Genomic DNA, 22,961 nt, shown 5'->3' with positions numbered 1-22,961 from the left:
GGGTGTCCTAGAAGGGATTTCAGCGAAGCAGGAACGGCATGTTGACGGTGACCGCGCCGGTGGGACAGCGCGCCGCGCACGGGCCGCAGTACCAGCACTCGTCGACGTGCATGTACGCCTTGCCGCTGTCGGTGTCGATCGCCAGCGAGTCGAGCGGGCAGATCTCCACGCACAGCGTGCAGCCCTGGATACACAGGGATTCGTCGATGGTCACCGGGACATCGGCCCGCTGATTGACCAGAGCCATTCAGATCACCCTCCAATCCGTGCGATCGGCAGGCCGGGTCAGACTGCCGCGCATGGTGATTCGGTCGCCGCGCAGGCGGATGTATTCGAGGTCCACCGGTCGGCCGTCCTCGAGTTTGGTCAGGCGCTCCAACAGCAGCAGCGCGCCGCCCTCGGGCATCTGCAAGGTCGCCGCCGAATGGCCGTCGGCGGTGATCGCCTCGAGGGCCAGATCGGCGGAACCCAGTGGGCCGCCGCTGATCTCCTCGATGAGCGCGAACACATCATTGGATTCCAGATCGCGGGTGATGACCTCGTCACCGATATCGGGCACCAGGTAGGTGAGATCGAGACTCAGCGGCAGATCGCCCAGATAACGCAGTCGCTCGATGTACACGGCCTGCTGCCCGGGCTCCAGGCGCAGCTTGCGCGCCACCGCGGGCGGCGGTGTGATGCGCGTCGCCGCCCGTACCTCGTTGCGCACCTCGCCATGTCCGCGCAGGGTCTCCTTGAGTCCGAGCAAGGCGTCGAGTCCGTGGTCGTACTTGCGCCGCGCCACGTGCGTGCCGATCTTCGGTGCGCGCTCGATCAAGCCCTCGTCCTTCAACAGGGCCAGAGCGTCGCGCACGGTATTGCGGGACACCGCGAAATCGGTGGCCAGTTCCTGCTCCGAGGGCAATGCGCTCGCGAACGCCTCGCCATGTATTTGCTGCCGCAGGACATCCGCCACCTGTCGAGCCCGATCGGCTCGGCGTATGGGGAGTCGCAGCGGTAGGGGTTCCGACGACACCTCAGCCTCCTTCCCGCCGTTGACCTGCGGTTTGTGAGAATAAGGGCGGTCGCTGACGCTGGGGCCGCGCTGATGTGACAGACAGCATGCCCGCTACGGCATTACGCCGCTCGCCGAGCTTCGTCGCCAGCCCAAACGGCGGGAAATCCCGATATTGCGCCACCTCGACCACCGGTATCGCGGCTTGAAATCACGGTGATCGGAATGCGGACAGCCCGGGTGATCGCGATAGGCGCGATGGTTCCGTGCCGCTTCGTGAACGGCTGCCGACCTCGGATTGTGCGGCGGTTGCGGCGATGTCGCGGTCGCGAGTCCCGACTCCCGGCCGCATCGCTCGGGCTGGCGTGTCGGATTCGTCGGATGATAAGTTGACCGACATGTCTGCCAGTCGCCCCGAGGCCGCGCGAGTCACGTATGTGACCGTCGCGCTGGGTGTGCGGCTGCCGCGGCAGCGGGAGCTGTGTTGTCCCCGCCGTCGCGCAGCCGAGTTCTGATCCCGGGGTCGTAAGGTCCCGGGCTCCTCGCTGCCCCTGCCGATTCTCCATGTCGACATGTCTCGTCAGCCGACGGGACCGCAGCAAGGATTCCTCTCATGTCCAGCCCCGCCATCGAGCGACCGCATTCTCCGATCTCCACCACCGCGCGTCTGGCTCCCGCCCGTCCGGCCGTACCGCCGGAGCTGCGCATCGCGGACAATCCGGCCGCGGCCGTACTCCGGGCAGCCACCCGGGGGCCGATCTTTCGCGATATCGCCGCGCAGGCAACGGGTTCGAGTATCGCGACCGTGAATCGTCAAGTGTCGGCGCTGCTTTCGACCGGTCTGCTGCGAGAACGCGCCGACCTCACCGCATCCGGCGCGGTCGGCCGCCCGCGCGTGCCGTTCGAGGTGGATACCGACACCTTCGTGACCCTCGGCGTGCACATCGGTTTCACCGTCACCCGAATCGTGGCCGCCGACCTGTCGGGGCGCATTCTCGGTGGACTCGAGATCGCCACCCCGCAGACCGGGCAGGACGCGGCGCTGACCATAGTCGCCCGCAGCGCCAAGGCTTTTCTGGATCGCCTGCCGCGCCGCAAACCGCTGTGGACCGGTGTGGCGCTGGCCGGGCGCGTCGACGCCGCCGCCGGTGTGGTGGACCATCCCCGGCTGGGGTGGCAGGCCGCGCCGGTGGCCGCCGTCTTCAGTGCCGTGCTGGACCTGCCGGTTTCGGTCTCCGCGCATGTGGAAGCCATGGCCGCCGCCGAACTTCTGCTCGCTCCGCGCGATCCGGATTCCCGGCCGGGCAGCAGCAGCCTCTACATCTACGCGCGCGAAACCGCGGGGGTGGCGGTGACCCTGCACGATCGCGTGCACACGCCGTCCAATGGACCGGGCTCCATCGCCCATCTGCCGACCGGCTCGTCGGTGGAGTGCCGCTGCGGTCGGCGCGGGTGCTTGGAGGCCACCATCGGCGAGCGCGAAATCCTCTCGCGCGCCGTGCGTCAGGGCATCCTCCCCAAGCCGGAGGCTCCCCGTCGCCCGCAGATCACCGACCTGTACCGGCTCGCCGACACCAATGACGCGGCGCGCGAACTGCTGCTGGAGCGGGCCGAGATCCTGGGCCGCACCGCCGCCCTCATTCGCGATATGTTCAATCCGGATCGGGTGATTCTCGGCGGTCAGGCCTTCACCGGCTACCGTCCCGGAATCGACCGGGTGGCAACGGCTTTCGCGCAGAGCACCACGCTGCCGGATGCCGATCTGCGAATCAGCCGCTTCGGCGGTCGGGTGCAGGAGTCCGCCGCGGCGGTCACCTCGCTGAGCGTGTTCTACGCCGACCCGCTCTCGGCCATTCGCCGCGCGACGCGCACCCGCTAGCGATAGCCAACCCGGTCTCCTCCCGGAAGTGCGGGGCGAGACCGGGTTTCGCGTATCCGAGAGCGCTAGTACTTACCCGGTGTGAACAGGCCCTCCAGTGCCGTAATGAAATACGGGAAATGGCTGGCGAATTGGTACAGATCACGGTCGCGGTCGAAACCGCCGAACCAATACAGCCCCGGCTGCCCATCCGACCCCGGGTGCAGATCGCGGAAGGCCCGAATCCAGTGGTCGGTGCGCCGTGACGCCACCGCGAAGGGCAGCGCGCGGGAGAAGACCAACTCCTGATCCGGGGCCGGAATCTGTTCGCGGGTAATGGCATCCAACCCGCGCTGCATGGCCCGCACGCGCTCGGTGAGCTCCCGCCCGGCCGTGGTGCGCGAGGGTAGGTAGCGGGGGAGCAGCAGCGCCGCCGCGCCACCGAGGGCGATGGCTACGCCGACCAGGGCGTGCCCGGGGCCGAAGGCCAGGGCGAACGCGGCGATGACGCCGACCGCGACAAGTCCCACGCCCAGCCAGAATTCGGGGCCGCGCGCGGTGCGGTCCACGAAGACACCCTGCTCGACCGCATCGGCGACCAGGGCCTTGCGCACCGCCGCCGCGTCCACCCGCCCGCGCAGCTCCGACAGCAGCACCGAATTCGTATCACCGGGCAGCAGTGCGGAATACACCGCGCGCTCGTGCGAGGTCAACTGGTCGTCGGCGGCGTGCAGCCGCGAGATGCGCCAATCCGAATCGCTGATCGCGGAGACCCAGAAATAGCGGCGCACGGTCAGATCCACCACGGTCGCGGCCAGGTCGCGCGGGTCCACATAGCCGTCGATGAGCAGTCCGGCGGTACCCGGCAGCACACCGTCGGGCGAGGTGAACAGCATCCGATCACCCTCGCGCACCAGCGGATCGAGGACGTCGTGACCGCCCGGGGTCTCCTTGCGCCGCGCCCACACCACATAGCCCGCCGCACCGGCCAGGCCGATCAGCAGCGCCAGGAAGGCCGCCAGCACCGGACCGGTGATCGAGAACGGCCCGGGCGCATTGGCATCGTCGATATCGGCATTCGCCGCCACCGTCCCCGGCGGGAGTTGGAGGGTCACGTCGATGACGTCACCCTTGCGCAGACCCACCTTGGACAGATGCGCGAAACCATCGGGCTCGACCCGAATATCGGCGCAGTCCTGTGGCTGTCCGGGCGGGCCGATGGTGCACTTGGTCACGCCCATCCGGAAATCCGGACTGCTCACCGTCGCCTCGATGGAGGCCACATCGGTGTTGAGCACACCGGTCCAATGGAACACTTGCGCCCCGGTCGCATTGCTGACCGTGTTGTGCACCGTGTACTTGAACGTGGATTCCCCGGGTCGCGCGGTAATGGTGAACCGGTCGTCGGCGACCCCGGCCTCCCCGGCTCCGGCCGACTCCACGTCCGTCACTTGGAATTTGCGCTGCACATCCGGGCTGACCTGGACGCGCAACGGCAGCACCTGCCGGAACTCCTCGCCCTCGGGCACCGTCACCGTCTCGGTGACGCGCAGCAACCCGTCGTCACCGAGATTCACCTCCGCGACGATGCGGACCCCGTCGACCTCGGGCTGGGCTTGGGCGGCGGCCGGAGCGAGCAGGCCCACCAGGGCGAGCAGCGTGACGACAACGCCCCCCCGAAAAATCTGCATGGAAGGGTACTTTAGACAGCTTGCTATCCTTCCTCAGCGGCTGTCGGTGATATCGAGGTGACGAGGGGGTTCGGGGGAATGACTCGACCACCGTACGGGCAGGGTCCCATTTCGCCTGGTGGGCGGCCCGTTCCGCCGCCGCCCGGCCGTCGCCCCGTACCGTCCGGTCCGCGTCCGGGCCCCGGTTATCCACAACCTCCGGCACAGGGTTATCCACAGCCTGGTGGTCCGGGTTATCCACAGCGTCAAGGCTTTCCGCCACCGCCCGGCTACGGGGCGAGACCCGGCTACGGTCAGCACTCCGGCCCACACGCCCCGCCGCGCGGTATACCGGTCGCCACGCCCCTGCCCCCGGTGGGTTACACACCGCCACAGCAGCGTCCGCCGGTACCGCCGCAAACCCCGTACGGCCCCACCGCGATTCCCGCCCCGCCGCCGCGCCGCCGCTTCCGCTGGGGCGCGCTGCTGCTCATCATCGTGATCGTGGTGACCGGCGCGCTGCTGCGCAGCGCGCTGCGAACCGGACTGGACGCCTTGGGATCCGGCGATCGGGTCACCACCGGCTACGACGACGATCCCGGCACGCTCGGCGTCGCCGAGACCGCGGGCAACCCACTGGTCACCGATGACGACGCCACCCTCATTCCGGCACAGTGCGACTACTCCCCGTGGAGCACGCGGGTGGAGACCGCCCGCAAGTTCTTCGAATCCGCCGCCACCTGCCTGGAGGCGGCGTGGAAACCCGTATTCACCGATATCAACCTGCCTTTCGAACCGCCCAAGGTGAATGTCTCGGCGAGCACCACCGGCATCACCACCCTGTGCACCGGCAACAGCACCGATTTCGCCGCCTTCTACTGTTCGGCCGACAAGACCATCTACATGCCGATCAGCCAGCTCCAGACCGATGTCTTCCAAGACAACTGGGTCGTCTACCTGTCGGTCTTCGCCCACGAGTACGGCCATCACGTCCAGGCGCAATCCGGCATCCTCGGCAAGGTGCACGCCCAGCGCCGCGAGGCCGGAGCCCGCACCGATACCGGGCTCGAGCTCTCCCGCCGAACCGAATTGCAGGCCAACTGCTTCGACGGCATGTACCTGGCGTCGAGCAAGGGCGGCGGCTCGCTCAGCGCCAACCAGATCGAGATCGCCCGGACCGACGCCTACCATCGCGGCGACGGCCCGGGCGATATGCGCGATCACGGCACCACCGCCAATGGCGGAGCCTGGTGGGAGGTCGGCTACGACGAGAACCGCACCGCCCAGTGCAATACCTTCACCGCGCCCGCCAGCAAGGTGAACTGACGAGAACGGCCGGGGCGGTACGTCTTTCGACGCACCGCCCCGGCCGTGTTCGCTCGCCGTTCGGACTCAGTGCCCGAACGGCCCCTCATTGATGCGCCGCCCCGCATGGCCGTGCACGCCCTCGGCGTACGCGGTCTCGGCGTGCAGCGCGAAGTCGATACCGCCGACCTCGTCCTCCCGGCTCACCCGGAAGCCGATGGTCTTGTCGATGACCTTGCCGATCAGGAACGAGATGGCGAAGGCCCAGGCCGCGACGGCCAGAATGCCGACCGTCTGCTTGCCCAGCTGACCGAGCCCGCCGCCGTAGAACAGGCCCTCCTTGCCGCCCTCGCCGGTCATGACCTGGGTGGCCAGCAGGCCGATGAGCGCCGTGCCGACCACACCGCCGACGAAGTGCACGCCCACCACATCGAGCGAATCGTCGTAGCCCGCCTTGAACTTCCAGCCCACCGCGAACGAACACACCACACCGGCGACCAGACCCACGAGCAGTGCGCCCAGGGTGTTCACGTAGCCACACGAGGGGGTGATGGCCACCAGGCCCGCCACCACGCCGGAGGCCGCGCCGAAGGTGGTCGGCCGCCCGTCGCGCACCTGCTCCACCACGAGCCAGCCCAGCATGCCGAGACAGCCCGCGACGAGGGTGTTCAGGAAGACCGCCGCGGCGGTGCCATTGGCGGCCAGCGCCGAACCGGCATTGAAGCCGAACCAGCCGAACCACAGCAGGCCCGCGCCCAGCAGCACGAACGGCAGATTGTGCGGCCGCATGGCCTCGACCTTGAACCCGACGCGCGGGCCGAGCACCAGCGCCAGCGCCAAAGCCGAAGCGCCCGAGGCGATCTCGACGACCAGCCCGCCCGCGTAATCCAGTGCGCCGAACTTGGCCAGCCAGCCGTCCGCATTCCACACCCAGTGCGCGATGGGCGCGTACACCAGCGTCGCCCACACCGGCACGAAGAGCATCCACGCCGAGAATTTGGCGCGGTCCGCGATCGCGCCGCTGACCAGGGCCACGGTGAGAATCGCGAAGGTCAACTGGAAGGTGACGAAGAGCAGATCCGGAATGCCGGTATTGGCCGTCGCATCGGTCACCCGCACGGTCGTCGGGTCGATACCCGACAGGCCGAGGTGCTCCAGATTGCCGACGAGCCCGCCGCCCGCGTCCGGTCCGAACGCCAGGCTGTACCCCACCAGCAGCCACACCACGGTGACCAGCGGAATGGAGATGAAGCTCATCATCAGCATGTTGAGCACACCGCTGGAGCGCACCATGCCGCCGTAGAAGATCGCCAGGCCGGGCGTCATGAGCAGAACCAGGGCCGTGCTGGCGAGCAGCCAGGACGTGGCCGCGGCGTCGAGAGTGGGTGGCACGGGGGTAACTCCTTCCACGCGAATCGCGTTTCTGGGAAGTTACCGAAAGCTCACGTTTCCGCGCTGTTACGAAGATGGACCGCGTGTTACGGATTGTGCACGGCGTGTTAAGAAATGCTCACACCGACGCCGGAAGGCCGTTTTTCGGGCGTCGGCGCGGCCCGACGGCTTTTCTTGTTCAGCGCCCGCATACCGCGCGGACCGGGCAGCGGCAGGCCGTCGTCGCGCAGCACCATCCATTCCGCGGTGGTGAGCCAGCGCTGCTGCGTGCGCGCGTCGGCGGTGTCGTTGAACACCCGGCGGCCGCGGTCGTCGCGCAGTTCATGGGCCATGACCGACCAGCGCGGCGGACGGTCGTGCTCGGCGAGCTGATCGCGCAGATACGCCGCCACCAGCGTGCCGATCACATTCACCGGGCGCAGTGAAACCCGATTTCCGAATTTGGCGGAATGGAAACGCCTTCCGGCGCACAGCGATCCGGGGGAATCGTTGTAGGCGATCCAGCCCGCGCGCTGGGCGCGCTCGATCAGCCACAGATGTTTGATGGCGGTCGGCGGAATCTCGCCGACGCGTTCCCGAATAAGCGCGACCACCGGTTCGGACAACAGAATGTCGCGGCGGGTGGGGCCGGTGCCGTGCGCGGTCCAGTATTCGTCGGTGAGTTTCGCGATGACCCGCCCGAAATCGTCGATACTGCGCTGCGCGCGGCGGCCGAGTCGTTCGATGCGCTCGGCCTCGCGGCGCATTTCGTTCTGCGCGATGAGGGTGTGAATGGCGGGCATGGTCGGCACCTGGCCGCGATGCAGCAGTTCCAGAATCGCCGCGGCGGTCACCGGATCGGCGGCGGCGGTGACCGGCAGGCAGTCGCGGTTCAGGGCGAAGTCCTGCGGGCTGATGGCGCGGCTGAGCAGATCGGCCGCAGTGCGATTACCGGCGAATTCGGTACCGGAAAGCCAGGCGGCGGCGATGTCGTCATGCGACGGCACGGGCACGTTCCTCCGGGAGATTTGGTTGCGCCCCGGTCGGGATGAGGGACCGGCCGGGGACACCAACCTGATGAAGGTTTGGCTACCGAAGTTGCCGAGGTCCACGGTAGCCAAGCAATTGCGATCTTGCCGCATTGGTTCACTGGATCGTTATGTCCGCAATGCGGAGTTGAAACCGGGCACAGGTCTGAAGATGGTGATCATGCACCTCAGCGTTATCCGGGAAAAGGTCGCCCGCGCTCGTGCTGAGAATTTGCTGAATGATCTTCCCGCACTGGTCTTCGGTGGGCCGCATGCGAACGGGACGCCCGGTTCGCATGTGATTCACATCACGTTTCTCTGGCTCGAATTCGGTATTCCCAAGTCGGCGCGTCGGAGGCTTTACGGCGGGGCTCGGATAGGCGCGTGCGGTGGAATGTGAAGCGGCGTCGAGTGTGTTCGAAATGCCCGATCGAGTGCGGGTCGCGGGCGTGCGAGCGGCACGGGGTGCGGGCGGAATCGCCGGTTCGGCCCGTCGCGAACCGCCGGAGCGGGGCGGGCCGTGTCGGGGGGAGCCAGTAGCCTGTGGGCCGTGGCCTTGTACCGGAAGTATCGACCGGCAACGTTCGCTGAAGTGGTGGGGCAGGAGCACGTCACCGATCCGCTCAGTACCGCGCTCGACACCGGTCGGATCAGTCATGCGTATCTGTTCTCGGGTCCCCGCGGCTGCGGCAAGACCTCGTCGGCGCGCATTCTCGCCCGCTCGCTGAACTGTGTGGAGGGGCCGACCTCCACACCGTGCGGGGTGTGCTCGTCGTGCGTGGCGCTGGGGCCGGGCGGGCCGGGCAACCTCGACGTGATCGAACTCGACGCCGCGAGCCACGGCGGCGTCGACGACACCCGCGAACTGCGCGACCGGGCCTTCTACGCGCCCGCCGAATCGCGCTACCGCGTCTTCATCGTGGACGAGGCGCACATGGTGACCACCGCGGGCTTCAACGCGCTGCTGAAGATCGTGGAGGAGCCGCCCGCGCACCTCATCTTCGTCTTCGCCACCACCGAACCCGACAAGGTGCTGCCCACCATTCGGTCGCGCACCCACCACTACCCGTTCCGCCTGCTGCCGCCCGCCACCATGCGCGGACTGCTCGGCAAGATCTGCGACCAGGAAGGCGTCCAGGTCGAGGAAGCGGTCTACCCCTTGGTGATTCGCGCGGGCGGCGGTTCCCCCCGCGACAGCCTCAGCGTGCTCGACCAGCTGCTCGCCGGTGCCGGACCCGAGGGCGTCACCTACCCGCGCGCGGTCTCGCTGCTGGGCGTCACCGATATCGCCCTCATCGACGATGCCGTCGAGGCCCTCGCCGACGACGACGGCGCGGCCCTGTTCGGCGTCATCGACCGCGTCGTCGAATCCGGCCACGACCCTCGCCGCTTCGCCACCGACCTGCTCGAGCGGCTGCGCGACCTCATCCTCATGCGGGCCGTTCCCGACGCCATCGACCGCGGCCTGGTAGCGGGCCCCGGCGACGTCCTCGACCGCATGCGCGCCCAGGCCGACCGGATCGGGCCCGCCACCCTCACCCGCTACGCCGAACTCCTGCACGAGGGCCTCGGCGAAATGCGCGGCGCGACCGCCCCCCGCCTGCTGCTCGAGGTCATCGCCGCCCGCATGCTGCTGCCTTCGGCCGCCGACACCGAATCCGCCGCCCTGCAACGCCTGGAACGCATCGAACGCCGCCTCGCGGGCGGAGCCCTGCCCCCGGCCGCGACCTCCTCGGACTCCGGCGCGGGCTCGACACCGGCCGGTGCGTCGGCCGCCGCCCAGCCCGCTGGCGGTTCCGCCTCCAGCGCCGCACAGGGCACACCCCGTCGCCGGGGCGCGGAGGCGCTGGCCGCTCTGCGGGCCGAGAAGACCGGCGGACCAACGACTTCCGGGGCGACGCCGCCCACGGGTGACGCGCCCACGCGAGAGCCCGCTGGCGCGGACCGCCCGAACCCCTCGGCGCAGGCCGCCGCGCCCAGCGGTGGCGCATCGGCCCCGGGCGCTACGGCGACGCCGGGCGCTTCCGCCGGAAGCGATGCGACCGCGTCGCAATCCGCCGCGGTGCGCCATCCGGAACTCGGCCCGGTCTCGGGCGGCCCCGCCGCCGCCGTGCCGCTCGCCGACACCGCCGCACCCGCCGCGAATCCCGCTGGCACGCAGTCGAGTTCGGCGGCGGCCGATTACGAGAAGGCCCGCGAGACCCTCCTCATGCTGGTCGGCTACGCCAGCGCCCGCGCGGTCTCCGAACCGCAGTGGACCGAGAAGCTCACCACCTGGGCCGCCCGCCTCGGCGCGCTCACCCCGGACAACGGCGACGCGATCAACACCGTCCTGTCGGAAGATGCCGCCGCCCTGCGCGACCTGATGAGCTCGGCCCCAGCCGTCGCGCATGTCGCCCCGATCGTGGAACGCGCTGCGGCACCAGCTGATCGGATCGCGGAATCTTCCACCGCCACAAAGAAATCCGGTAGCTCGAGCAGTGGCGAGGCGGTTGCGGAAGCCGCCCCCGGCTCAGTGGGCGTTGCCTCCGGTGCGCCGCGACCGTCCGGTTCCCCCGAGCACGCGGTGCCGTCGGCCACTGGCCCCTCGGCCACTGCTGAGGGTCAGGCAGGAGCGTCCTCCGCCGCTGCACCGAGTCCTCGCGGTCAGCGCGGAGCTGAGGGGGTTGCGGAAGCTGACCAAGGCGCGGGAAATGTGGTCTCGGATGAGGCCGATTTCCCCACCGGATTCGCTTTCGATCCCGCGTCGGAGGGCGTGAACGACGTTGCGGCGGAAGGTGATTCTTCGCCCGCGAGCGCGGCGGCTTCGGGGAATGCCGCCGAACTGCTGAGCGTCGACGCGGCCACCGCCATCTCCGCCGGAGCGGTGGACCAGTCCGATCTCGACGACGGGCTCGGCGAGGCCGTACCTGGCGACGAGCCCGAAATGTCCGCGGAGCCGGAGATTTTCGCCGCCGCCGATGCGGAATCGGTGGCACCGGCCGCAGGCGAGAACCAGGCATCGACCCCTACCGCGGGGTCGGCGGTCGAGAGCTCGCGGGAGTCCGCGCCCGCCCCCGGCAGCGAGCCGCCCGCGATCGCGGAAGCCGCGACGACGACCGGCACCACGGCTGACGCGCTCGCCCCGGCGGGTGACCACGCGGGAGCCGTACCGGGCCAAGCGGCGTCGGCGGAGGGCGTCGAGTCCGATCAGGACGCTCTCGCCGAGACCGCGTCAACCGGAACAGGAGTCGATGCGGGCCAGTCGGATCCGGCCGCCGCCGATGCCGCGCCCGCCGGAGCCGTTCTGCAAGAGGTCGAGGCGGCGTGGGCGGATATCAAGGGCCGTGCGCGCGAGTTCGGGCCCAGGTTGCCCGCTCTGCTCATGGCGGCCTCGGTAGCGCGGGTCGAGGGCAACACTGTTGTGCTCGCTCATCCACATGAGGCGCTGGCGCAGCGACTGTCGGAGCCGTCGAATGTGGAGACGCTGCGATCGACCATGCGGGCGGTGCTCGGGCGCGACCATGACGTCCGCTGGGAGGTCGGCGGTGCACCACAGGCGGCACCGGGCGGGCGGGGCAAGGGCGGCGGTGCCGGAGCCGCCGGGGGCAAGAAGGCCCCGCCGAAGTTCTCGCGGCCGAGCCAGGCCAAGGGGGCGGTGGTCGATGCTCCCGCGCCCGCCGATACCGCGGGGTGGGGGTCCCCTGGTGGTTCGGAGACGCGGAGTCGGGAGGGTTCGGCCGCATCCTCGTCGACACCCCCTGACGACGATATTCCGCTGCCCGACGGGCCCGACCTCCCGGACGATCCGGGGCCGTCGGACTACTCGCCGGTAGGTTATGACGGGGTCCCACCTGCTTCTACGGAGGAGGAAGAGCGGGAGATGCTGGCGGCGGCGGCGCAGCCGGTCGCGCCCGGAGATCGTCGCGACCCGGATGAGGTGGCCTTGGAACTGTTGAAGGCGGAGTTGGGCGCAACCCCGATGGAGGGTTGACAGCCCCCCTGTGAGGAGCATTAAGTTAACCGGAGTTCGCATCCGGCGGTACTATGATCGGGTGGCCGTGAGTTCCGGTTCGGCGAAGTTCTAAGGTATGCCCAGGCATATGGGTTACCGGAGCGTCAACGAACCGGTTCGTGGGGCTGTTTGTACAGCGTCAGGACGGTCGGTCGGATCGGCCGGTCGGCGAGGTTACCCGCGGCCGCCCCGCACAACGCGGTGACGGTGCACCTTAAGAGAGGAAAACTCCGATATGACCACAGAGGCCTACATTTACGAGGCCATCCGCACTCCGCGCGGCCGTAACAAGAAGGGCTCCCTGCATTCGGTCAAGCCGATCGATCTGACCACCGGTCTGGTCGAGGAGCTGCGGAATCGGTTCCCGAACCTCGACGAGGACCGCATCTCGGACATCATCCTCGGCGTCGTCTCCCCGGTCGGCGACCAGGGCGCGGATATCGCCCGCACCACCGTCCTCACCGCGGGTCTGCCCGACACCGTCGGCGGCATCCAGATCAACCGCTTCTGCGCCTCGGGCCTCGAGGCCGTCAACCTGGCCGCCCAGAAGGTGCGCTCGGGCTTCGACGACCTGGTCATTGCCGGTGGCGTGGAGTCCATGTCCCGCGTGCCGATGGGCTCCGACGGCGGCGCCATGTTCATGGACCCGAAGACCAGCTACAACAGCTACATCGTTCCGCAGGGCATCTCGGCCGACCTGATCGCCACCATCGAGGGCTTCACCCGCGATGACGTGGACGCCTACGCCGTCCGCTCGCAGGATCTGGCCGCCAACGCCTGGAAGAACGGCTACTTCGCCAACTCCGTCGTCCCGGTCAAGGACCTCAACGGCCTGACCGTCCTGGACAACGACGAGCACATGCGCCCCGGCACCACCGCCGCCGACCTGGCCAAGCTGAACCCGGCCTTCGCGGGCATCGGCGACATGGGCGGCTTCGACGCCGTCGCCATGCAGCGCTACACCTACGTCGAGAAGATCGACCACGTGCACCACGGCGGCAACTCCTCGGGCATCGTCGACGGCGCGGCCCTGGTGCTGGTCGGCAACGAGGATGCCGGTAAGGCCTCCGGCCTGACCCCGCGCGCCCGCATCGTGGCCACCGCCACCTCCGGCGCGGACGCCACCATCATGCTCACCGGTCCGACCCCGGCCGCCTTCAAGGCGCTGGACAAGGCCGGTCTGACGGTCGACGACATCGACCTCTTCGAGATCAACGAGGCCTTCGCCTCCGTCGTTCTGAAGTTCCAGAAGGACCTGAAGATCCCGGACGAGAAGCTGAACGTCAACGGTGGCGCGATCGCCATGGGCCACCCGCTGGGCGCCACCGGCGCCATGATCACCGGCACCATGGTCGACGAGCTGCACCGCCGCAACGCGCGCTACGCGCTGGTCACCCTCTGCATCGGCGGCGGCATGGGTGTCGCCACCATCATCGAGCGCGTCTAACGCCCACTGACTTTTTTCAGGAGAACGAAACACAATGACTGAGAACATGATCGGCTGGGAGAAGGACGCCGACGGCATCGTCGTGCTGACCATGGACGACCCCAACCAGGGCGCCAACACCATGAACCAGCTCTACAAGGACTCCATGCGGGCCACCGTGGACCGCCTGGTCGCCGAGAAGGACGACATCACCGGTGTCGTGCTCACCTCCGCGAAGAAGACCTTCTTCGCCGGTGGCGACCTCAAGAACATGATGCAGACCGGCCCGGACGACGCCGCCGCCATCATGGAGGAGCTCACCTTCATCAAGAGCGACCTGCGTCGCCTCGAGCAGCTGGGCAAGCCGGTCGTCGCGGCCATCAACGGCGCGGCCCTCGGTGGCGGCCTGGAGATCTGTCTGGCCACCCACTACCGCATCGCCGCCGACGTGAAGGGCCTGAAGATCGGCCTGCCCGAGGTGAAGCTGGGCCTGCTGCCCGCCGGTGGCGGCGTCACCCGCATCACCCGCATGCTGGGCATCGCCAACGGCCTGATGGGTGTCCTGTTGCAGGGCAACGAGTTCAACGCCCAGAAGGCCAAGGCCACCGGCCTGGTCAACGAGGTCGTGGGCTCCATCGAGGAGCTGGTCCCCGCCGCCAAGGCGTGGATCAAGGCCAACCCGGACAAGGGCGTGCAGCCCTGGGACGTCAAGGGCTTCAAGATCCCCGGCGGCACCCCGTCCACCCCGGCCCTGGCCGCCAACCTCCCGGCGTTCCCGGCCAACCTGCGCAAGCAGCTCAAGGGCCAGAACATGCCCGCCCCGCAGGCCATCATGGCCGCCGCGGTCGAGGGCGCGCAGGTCGACTTCGACAACGCCTCGCTCATCGAGTCGCGCTACTTCGTCTCGCTGCTGACCGGCCCGGTCGCCAAGAACATGATCCAGGCGTTCTTCTTCGACCTGCAGTCGATCAACAACGGCGGTTCGCGTCCCAAGGACGTGCCCAAGCGTGAGATCAAGAAGGTCGGCGTCATCGGCGCGGGCATGATGGGCGCGGGCATCGCGTACGTCACCGCCAAGGCGGGCATCGACGTCGTCCTCAAGGACGTCACCATCGAGGCCGCCAACAAGGGCAAGGACTACTCGGTCAAGATCGAGGAGAAGGCCCTCTCGCGTGGCAAGACCACCGAGGAGAAGTCCAAGGCGCTGCTGGACCGGATCACCCCGTCCGCCGATGCCAAGGATTTCGCGGGCGTCGACTTCGTCATCGAGGCCGTGTTCGAGAACCCGGAGCTGAAGAACAAGGTCTTCCAGGAGATCGAGGACATCGTCGACGCCGACGCGCTGCTCGGCTCGAACACCTCGACCCTGCCCATCACCCTGCTGGCCAATGGCGTGAAGCGGGCCGAGGACTTCATCGGCATCCACTTCTTCTCGCCGGTCGACAAGATGCCGCTGGTCGAGATCATCAAGGGCGAGAAGACCTCCGACGAGGCCCTGGCTCGCGTGTACGACTACACCCTCGCGATCCGCAAGACCCCGATCGTGGTGAACGACTCGCGTGGCTTCTACACCTCGCGCGTCATCGGCAAGTTCATCAACGAGGCCATCATGATGCTCTCCGAGGGCATCGACCCGCAGACCATCGAGCAGGCCGGTCTGCAGGCGGGCTACCCGGCGGCTCCGCTGAAGCTGTCGGACGAGCTGAACTTCACCACCATGCAGAAGATCTACAAGGAGACCGCCGAGGCCATCGTGGCCGCCGGTGGCGAGATCGACGCCGCCTCGGGCGCGACCGCCTCGATCCTGGACAAGATGGTGGGCGAGTTCGACCGCAAGGGCAAGGCGGGCGGCGCTGGCTTCTACGACTACGTGGACGGCAAGACCGCCGGTATCTGGTCCGAGCTGCGCACGGTCTTCAAGACCTCGCGGGAGCTGCCGGAGGGCGTCACCCTCCAGGACCTGAAGGACCGCATGCTGTTCGCCGAGGCCATCGAGACCCAGAAGTGCTTCGACGAGGGTGTGCTGACCACCACCGCCGACGCCAATATCGGCTCGATCTTCGGTATCGGCTTCCCGGCCTGGACCGGTGGCACCCACCAGTTCATCGTCGGCTACCCGGGCGGCACCGCGGGCTTCGTGGCGCGCGCCGATGAGCTGGCTGCCAAGTTCGGCGACCGCTTCCAGGTTCCGGCCTCGCTGCGCAAGTAGTCCCCTTGCGGGCGCATATGCGCCACTGACCCGGTGTGAACCGGTGTCAGCACGGCTGAACGTCCCGGCCCGGGCCGCGAAATTCGCGGTCCGGGCCGTGTCGTCTCTGGTGGCCCGGTGATCCGGACCGGTCGGCTCGACAAGGTTGCGTATCGAATCGTCCACACGCGCCCCACAACCCGCGCTACGTTTGAAATATGCGCGGGTAGAACAGTGGACTAGCCCGTACGTTCGGTATGCGCTCGTTCCGAGTTCGAGGTGGTCGGATGAAACCAGAGTCACGTCCGGACCGGGTCCGGACGGACACGGCTCAGACCGAATCCGCCACGCAGAGCTACCTTCCGGTCGGCATTGTCGACGAGCTCGAGGCCATGGGACTCTTCGACGCCGAGGAGATCGGACGGGGTGGGTTCGGCGTGGTGTACCGCTGTGCCCAACGCACGCTGGACCGCGTGGTCGCGGTGAAGGTGCTCTCCTCCGAGATCGACGAGGAGAGCCGCGAGCGGTTCCTGCGCGAGGAACAGGCCATGGGGCGACTGTCCGGCCACCCCAATATCGTCGACATCCTGCAGGTGGATGTGACGCCGAGCGGGCAGCCGTTCATCGTCATGCCGTACGCGGTGCACGGGTCGCTGGAGCAACTGGTCCGCGAGCACGGACCGCTGAACTGGTCGGATTCGGTGCGCGTCGGGGTGAAGCTGGCCGGTGCCATCGAGAGCGCCCATCGCGCCCATGTGCTGCACCGGGACGTGAAGCCCGCCAATGTGCTGCTCAGCCGATACGGCGAACCGCAGCTCACCGACTTCGGAATCGCCCGCATCCCCGGTGGTTTTCGCACCTCGACGAGCATGATCACCGGCTCGCCCGCCTTCACCGCGCCCGAGGTGCTCAAGGGTGACGAGCCGACCGTGCGCTCGGATGTCTACGGTCTCGGCTCCACCATGTTCGCCCTGCTGACCGGGCACGCCGCCTACGAGCGGCAGGTCGGGGAGAAGATCGTCTCGCAGTTCCTGCGCATCACCAGCCAGCCGCTGCCGGATCTGCGCCAGCGCGATATTCCGGCGGATGTGGCGGCGGCCATCGAGGCCGCCATGGCCACCGACCCGGCCGATCGGCCCGCCAGCGCGGTGGAGTTCGGGGAACTGCTGCGCGAGGTGCAATCCCAGCACGGGCAGGTGCCCGACGAGATGGCGCTGCTCTCCGACGAGGCGGCCTCCGCGGGCGAGATCTCGGGATCGCCCGGCACCCAGACGTTCTCGCCGATTCGCACCGGCACCGTGGTGACCTCGCCGCGCAATCGGTCCATGAGCTTCACGCCCACCGGGAACCTCGCGACCGGCAAGACGCCCTCGGGCGATCACACCACGCTGCCGCCCACCGCCGTCACCAAGTTCCGCCCGCCGACGCCCGCGCGCGAGCCGATCCCGCGGCCGCGCCTGCTGGAACCGCTGCGCTCGGCCGGACAGCGGCGGCTGGCGGTGATCCACGCACCGGCGGGCTTCGGCAAGAGCACCCTCGCCGCGCAGTGGTGTGCCGAGCTCACCGATCGCGGGGTGGCGGTGGCGTGGATCGGCATCGACCGCGACGACGACAACGAGGTGTGGCTGCTCGCGCACATCATCGCGGCCATTCGACGGGTGCGCCCGGAGATCGGGAACGGATTGGAGCAGGTGCTCGAGGAGCGGCCCGCCGACGCCGTGCCGTTCGCGGTCTCCACGCTCATCGACGAGGTACATGCCAGCGGGTCCCCCATCGTCGTGGTGGTGGACGACTGGCATCGCATCTCCGATACCGGCGCGCACCGCGTTATGGACGCGTTGCTCGACAATGGCTGCCACCATTTGCGTTTCGTCATCACCAGCCGGGAACGGTCCGGACTGCCGTTGAGTCGCATGCAGGTGGCCGACGAGCTGGTGGAGATCGGCTCCGGGCAGCTGCGGCTCACCCCGGCCGAGACCCAGCGCATACTGTTCGACCGCGCCTCGTGCGAGTTGAGCGATACGCAGGTGGAGCAGATCCACACCGCCACCGATGGCTGGCCCGCCGCCATCCAGCTGGTGTGCCTGACCCTGCGCGGCGAACCCGAGCCGGATCAGTTGATCGGCCGACTCTCTGGTGATACCAAGGCGATTCGCGAATACCTCGCGGAGAACGTGCTGCACGGGCTGGAGCCGCGCATGCTCGATTTCCTCAGCGCGGTGGCGGTGCCGGAACGGGTGAACGCCTCGTTGGCGGCCGCGCTCACGGAGGATCCGGACGCGGGGCGGCTGTTGGAGCAGGCCGAGGAGCGGGAGCTGTTCCTGCATCGGCTCGACGACGACCCGGAGTGGTTCCGGATGCAGCCCATGTTCGCCGAGCAACTGCGGGCGCGGCTGGAGCGCACCCGGCCCGGCGAGCAGAAAGTGCTGCACCGCAAGGCTTCTCGCTGGTTCGCCGAACATCAACTGATCCGCCAGTCGGTCGATCACGCGCTGGCGGCCACCGATTTCAAGCTGGCGCTCGATCTGATCGAGAACGGCGGCATGGACCTGATCGACAAGTCTCGGCTGGCGACGCTGTTCGGGACGGTGGCGAAACTTCCTGTGCAGCAGGTGACTTCGCGGTCGAAGCTGTTGATGGCACTGGCGCGGGCGAATGTGAACCTGCAACAGTCGGGGGCGGCGCGCACGGCGCTGGGACGGCTGTCGAACATGCTGGCGCGCACCCCGGCCAATGACGCCGACGCCGTGCAACAGCGTTGTCAGGCAGCGGTTCTGGCCGCCGCCGATCAGGTGGCTCGCGACCGCACGGACGGGGTCGCCGAACGGATCGCCGACTGCCTGCGATTGGCCGACGACCTGCCCCCGTGGACGGTCTCGACGGCCGCCAATCTGGCCTCCTTCGTGCGGCTGTGCGAATTCGACTTCGACGGCGCGCGGGAGATGCAGGACTGGGCGGCGACCTATCACGCGCGGTCCGCCGATCCGCTCGGCGAGGTGTTCGGCCTGTGCGGGACCGGTGCCGCCGCCTATGAGCAGCTCGATATACCCGCCGCCACAAGGGCTTTCGAGCAGGCGTGGCAGACGGCGCGGGATCGTTCCGGTCCGCGATCGCACGCGGTGCGGGTGGCGGCGGCGCTGTTGGGCGAGGTCACCTACCGGCGTGGGGATCTGGAGGCGGCGGAGCGACTGCTCGACCAGAGCCACGAGCTGGTGGCCCGCATCGGCCCCGTCGACTTCCTCATCACCACCTTCGTCATCGGCGCGCGGGTCAAGGCGGTCCGCGGCGATCTCGACACCGCCGCAGCGCGTTTGGACGAGGGCGCGCGCATCGCCGCCGACCGCAAACTCACCCGCCTGGCCGCCCACATTCGCGCCGAGCGGCTGCATCTGGGGCTGCCGCCCGATCAGCTCACCGCCGGTCTGGTCACCGAACCCCAGGTGCGCTCGCTGCGCCACGCGACGGGTTCGGCCGCCCTCATCGCCGAGGCCGAGGAGATCGCCACCATCCGCGCCCTCCTGGCCCGCCACTACCGAGGCTCCGACGCCTTCTCCTACCCCGACGACATGGCTCCGCTGGGCACCGACGACAGCGCCGTGAAACGCGCCCGCGCCCTGCACGGCCGCATTCGCGAACAACACCGTCCCCGAGCGGAATTGGACTCCGCGCTGCTACTCGCCGAATGCCTCTCCGCCTCCGGCTGGGTCGGCGAATCCATCGGCGTCCTGACCCCCGTGGTAGTCCGCTGCGCCCAACTGAACTGGCCCCGCCCCCTCTTGGACTCCGGCCCGGGCGTACTCGGCATCCTGCGCACCCTGCGCCACGAAATGCCGCTGGGTACGGACGATTACGGGTCCGACGAGGTGCCCAAGCAGTTCCTCGATTCGCTCTTGTGAGCAAACCGCCGATCTCCTCCGGCCGGTTGCCATAGGGTGTCCCTACCTCCCCCCGAGGGGCGATGGACTTGGTCCAACATCGCGCCCAGGGAGGAGGTGTGGGTTCATGGGGAAGCACAACAAGATTCACCCTAAGCAAGAGGCCTCGGTCAACCGGACTGCTGTCGCAATCAGCATTGTCGCGATCGCCGAGGCACTCTTCCGCTTGGTCCGTTGGTTGAGGGCCAAGTGACCCACAGGGCGGGGCGTCGTGGTCGCGGCGCTCCGCCCGCCAACATCACTTACGTGACAGATCGAATGTACACTGCCGCCGATGGCGCGGCCAGGCTTTCCGCCTACGGCTTCCACCAGGGGCGCAGTGGTACGGTCCACTCCTGGTTCGGGCCGAGTTTCACGCCCAGGACCTGGTGCAGCTGAACCACATTGCGTTCGAAGCCGAGTTGGCAGCCCGCCATGTAGAGGCCCCAGACCTTGGCGGTGCCCTCGCCGACCTCGGCGACCGCGGCGTCCCAGTTCTTCACCAGGTTGTTGCACCATTCGGCGAGGGTCAGGGCGTAGTGCTGGCGTAGGTTCTCCTCGTGCAGCACCTCGAGGCCGGTGTTCTGGATATCGGAGATGATGCGGCCGGAGCCGATGAGTTCGCCGTCGGGGAAGACGTAGCGGTCGATGAAGTCGCCCGCCTTGGTGCTGCGGGTGTTGTCCGGGCGGGTGATGCAGTGGTTGAGGAACAGGCCGCCGTCGCGCAGCTTCGACTGGATGTAGCCGAAGTACGCCGGGTAGTTGGCCACGCCGATGTGCTCGGTGAGGCCGATGGAGGAGACGGCGTCGAAATCGCCCTCGGGCACGTCGCGGTAGTCGGAGTGGCGTACCTCGGCGAGGTCGGACAGGCCCTCCTCGGCGATCTTGGTCTGCGCCCACTCGGCCTGTTCGGCGGAGAGCGTCGCGCCGATGACCTGCACGCCGCGCTTGGCGGCGTAGCGCACCATGCCGCCCCAACCGCAGCCGATATCGAGCAGCCGGTCGCCCGGCTTCAGGCGTAGCTTGTCGAAGACCAGGCGGTACTTGTTCTCCTGGGCTTCCTCGAGGGTCATCTCCTCGTTCTCGTAGGCCGCACAGGTGTAGGTCATCGACGGTCCCAGCACGTACTCGTAGAACGTGTTGGAGACGTCGTAGTGGTGGTGAATGGCCTCGGCATCGCGAGTCTTGGAGTGCCGCAGGCCTTCCAGCGCGATGCGCCGCCAGCGCGGCATGGCCTCCTGCGGCGGCGGTGGCACCGGCTTCATGAGCTCCCAGCCCAGCGACCGCGCGATGGTGACCAGCTGCAGCGCGGTGGGGCGGTGGAACTTCATGCCCGACATGGCTTTCAGCAGCTCGTACGGGTTGCCCGGGTGCACGCCCTCGGTGACCATATCGCCCGCGATGTAGGCACGGGCCATACCGAGATCGCCGGGGGCGGTGGCGACATAGTTGACGCCGCGCGGGTTTCTGATCTCCAGACCGAATTTCGAATCGGCGGGCCCGGTGCTACTGCCGTCGTAGGCGGTGAACCTGATGGGCATCTCACCGTCGATCATCGTCTCGAAGATCTCGGCAATGGTGAGTTTCGTTCCGAGCTCCGCGAAGACATCGGAACGGTCCTTGAATGTCGTCACTTTCGTTGCACCGCCTTCGAATACAGATCCAGTAATCGATGCTGGGGGTCGTAGCGCTTCTTCAGTTCGGTGTAGATCGCACCGCCGTAGAGCGCGGCGAATTCATCCTGGCCGTAGTACGCATCCGAGTACAGGGATTTGTGACCGTCCAGTTCGGAAACCTTGTGCTCGATGGCGCGGTTGGCCGCGCCCTCCTGCTGCCCCGGCGTGGTCGGCACGGCCGACCAGAAGCCGACGTTCACATAGGTGCGCTTCGGCTCCAGTGGATACAAGGGCCAGGGCCGGTTGCTTTGTTCCCGATCGGTGTCACGCAATCGCAAGGGGCACAACCAGATCGGCTCGATCGGAATCTCGCGCAGGAACCAGTCCAGGAATTCGGCGGTGCGCTCGATGGGCACCTCGATGTCCTGCACCACGCGTTCTCGCGGGGGATTGCCCTTGCGGGCCTCGATCTTGTCGCCGATATCGTATTTGTGGTCCAGGGCGATGAGCTTCCAGTAGAAACTGCTGCGCCGGTAGCGCTTCGGCCAGAATCGGCGAATCTTCGGATTCTGGGTGCCGAAGGCGCGAGAGCACCAGAACCAATCGGTATCCCAGCGCCACAGGTAATCGTGAATGGTGAGCCGATCGCGCTTGGGCTCGGCCCCGTCGTGCTGGATGGACCGGTAGAAGATGTCCATATCGGTGTAATCGCTGACCGGTCCCGGTTCATCGGTCTGCCGACCCAGGGTCAGGTAGCTCTCGTCACCGGTGAACACCACGCCGTCGAGATAGTCGACGCGTTCGCCCGCGTAGGCGCGGTCGGCGACAATGCGGTCCATGGTCGCCTCGAGTTCGCGCAGATCATGAAATCGCAAGTGCCGCAAGGCCACATAGGGCAGCACCGGTTCGAGTTCGATCTTCAGCCGGGTCGAGTAGCCGAGTGTTCCGTAGGAGTTCGGGAAGCCGCGGAACAGATCCGCGTACTCGTTGTCCGGTGTCGCGGTGATGATCTCGCCGGAGCCGGTGAGAATGTCGATCTCCAGCACCGATTCGTGTGGCAGGCCGCTGCGGAAGGAGGTCGATTCGATCCCCAGCCCGGTCACCGCCCCGCCGAGGGTGATGGTCTTCAACTGCGGCACCACCAGCGGCGCCAGCCCGTACCGCAGGGTCGTCGCCACCAGATCCTCGTAGGTGGTCATACCGGCCACATCCGCGGTTCTGGCCTGCGGATCCACCGCGATGACCTGCGTCAACCCGGAGACGTCCAGCCCCGGCGCGGTGTTCTTGGCCCGCGCCCGAAACAGGTTGGACGTCTTCTTGGCCAGTCGCACATTGGCCTCGCGCGGTATCGCCCGATACGAGGCCAGCAGTCGATCGACCCCTGCGCGGTGCGCGGCGAAACCCGATTCCTGTGCGGCTGGTGCGCGGCCAGCCATCCCCAACAGACTCACTGCCACGCTAGGGACGCTAGCGCGCCCCCGGCCCTTCGGCCAGCAAGTTGGTACCGGTGGCGCGGTTTTTCACGCACAGTTTCCATAGCTGTCGATATGCCCGACCTGCCCGCTTGCAATCTATTCCCACGACACGCGTGACAATA

At 68.0% G+C, this 22,961-nt stretch carries 12 protein-coding genes and 1 pseudogene; 6 read left to right on the top strand and 7 right to left on the bottom strand.

The features are described from left to right. Positions 1-19: 19 nt before the first annotated feature. Both ACIBH2_RS28315 and ACIBH2_RS28310 read right to left on the bottom strand, forming a co-directional pair. Positions 20-247 (bottom strand): ferredoxin family protein, encoded by a 228-nt coding sequence (locus tag ACIBH2_RS28315; RefSeq protein WP_397122792.1) that lies wholly within the window; start codon positions 245-247, stop codon positions 20-22. Further along, positions 248-1,015: a GntR family transcriptional regulator gene (locus ACIBH2_RS28310; protein ID WP_397122790.1), complete on the bottom strand. Its 768-nt coding sequence runs from the start codon at positions 1,013-1,015 to the stop codon at positions 248-250. Positions 1,016-1,607: 592 nt separating this feature from the next. Here ACIBH2_RS28310 and ACIBH2_RS28305 point away from each other — a divergent pair. After that, on the top strand, positions 1,608-2,873 hold the full coding sequence (locus tag ACIBH2_RS28305) for an ROK family protein (RefSeq protein ID WP_397122788.1): 1,266 nt from the start codon (positions 1,608-1,610) through the stop codon (positions 2,871-2,873). Between the two features lie 65 nt (positions 2,874-2,938). Here ACIBH2_RS28305 and ACIBH2_RS28300 read toward each other — a convergent pair whose 3' ends face one another. Next, positions 2,939-4,543 (bottom strand): DUF2207 family protein, encoded by a 1,605-nt coding sequence (locus tag ACIBH2_RS28300; protein WP_397122786.1) that lies wholly within the window; start codon positions 4,541-4,543, stop codon positions 2,939-2,941. A gap of 354 nt (positions 4,544-4,897) precedes the next feature. Here ACIBH2_RS28300 and ACIBH2_RS28295 point away from each other — a divergent pair, with 354 nt between their 5' ends. Then, positions 4,898-5,848, top strand: a complete 951-nt coding sequence (locus ACIBH2_RS28295) for a neutral zinc metallopeptidase (RefSeq protein ID WP_397122784.1) — start codon at positions 4,898-4,900, stop codon at positions 5,846-5,848. 66 nt (positions 5,849-5,914) lie between these two features. On the opposite strand, the gene ACIBH2_RS28290 is transcribed toward ACIBH2_RS28295, so the two are convergent. Further along, a complete protein-coding gene (locus ACIBH2_RS28290; protein ID WP_397122782.1) occupies positions 5,915-7,219 on the bottom strand; it encodes an ammonium transporter in 1,305 nt (434 codons plus the stop codon). 107 nt (positions 7,220-7,326) lie between these two features. Continuing rightward, complete coding sequence (locus ACIBH2_RS28285; RefSeq protein WP_397122780.1) at positions 7,327-8,205, bottom strand: hypothetical protein; 879 nt, start codon at positions 8,203-8,205, stop codon at positions 7,327-7,329. A gap of 571 nt (positions 8,206-8,776) precedes the next feature. On the opposite strand from ACIBH2_RS28285, the pseudogene ACIBH2_RS28280 reads away from it, so the two are divergent. From ACIBH2_RS28280 to ACIBH2_RS28265, 4 genes and pseudogenes are all read left to right on the top strand, one after another. After that, positions 8,777-10,408: pseudogene (locus ACIBH2_RS28280) on the top strand (DNA polymerase III subunit gamma and tau); the annotation flags it as partial. Between the two features lie 2,047 nt (positions 10,409-12,455). After that, positions 12,456-13,667, top strand: coding sequence for an acetyl-CoA C-acetyltransferase (locus tag ACIBH2_RS28275; protein WP_397122778.1), 1,212 nt, complete (start codon positions 12,456-12,458; stop codon positions 13,665-13,667). Positions 13,668-13,701: 34 nt separating this feature from the next. Further along, a complete protein-coding gene (locus tag ACIBH2_RS28270) occupies positions 13,702-15,855 on the top strand; it encodes a 3-hydroxyacyl-CoA dehydrogenase NAD-binding domain-containing protein (RefSeq protein ID WP_397122776.1) in 2,154 nt (717 codons plus the stop codon). Positions 15,856-16,121: 266 nt separating this feature from the next. Then, the gene (locus ACIBH2_RS28265) at positions 16,122-19,730 is read left to right on the top strand and encodes a protein kinase (protein WP_397122774.1); all 3,609 of its coding nucleotides are present in this window, start codon (positions 16,122-16,124) and stop codon (positions 19,728-19,730) included. Between the two features lie 335 nt (positions 19,731-20,065). Here the strand turns inward: ACIBH2_RS28265 and ACIBH2_RS28260 are convergent, their stop codons facing one another. Both ACIBH2_RS28260 and ACIBH2_RS28255 read right to left on the bottom strand, forming a co-directional pair. Continuing rightward, the gene (locus ACIBH2_RS28260) at positions 20,066-21,382 is read right to left on the bottom strand and encodes a class I SAM-dependent methyltransferase (RefSeq protein ID WP_397122772.1); all 1,317 of its coding nucleotides are present in this window, start codon (positions 21,380-21,382) and stop codon (positions 20,066-20,068) included. Beyond that, positions 21,379-22,800: an FAD-binding oxidoreductase gene (locus ACIBH2_RS28255; protein ID WP_397123083.1), complete on the bottom strand. Its 1,422-nt coding sequence runs from the start codon at positions 22,798-22,800 to the stop codon at positions 21,379-21,381. The genes ACIBH2_RS28260 and ACIBH2_RS28255 overlap by 4 nt, the downstream gene beginning before the upstream one ends. Positions 22,801-22,961 lie beyond the last annotated feature (161 nt).

The sequence above is a fragment of the Nocardia sp. NPDC050406 genome (assembly GCF_044459025.1).
Lineage (GTDB): Bacteria > Actinomycetota > Actinomycetes > Mycobacteriales > Mycobacteriaceae > Nocardia.
This window is presented reverse-complemented; position numbering and strand designations above follow the sequence as displayed.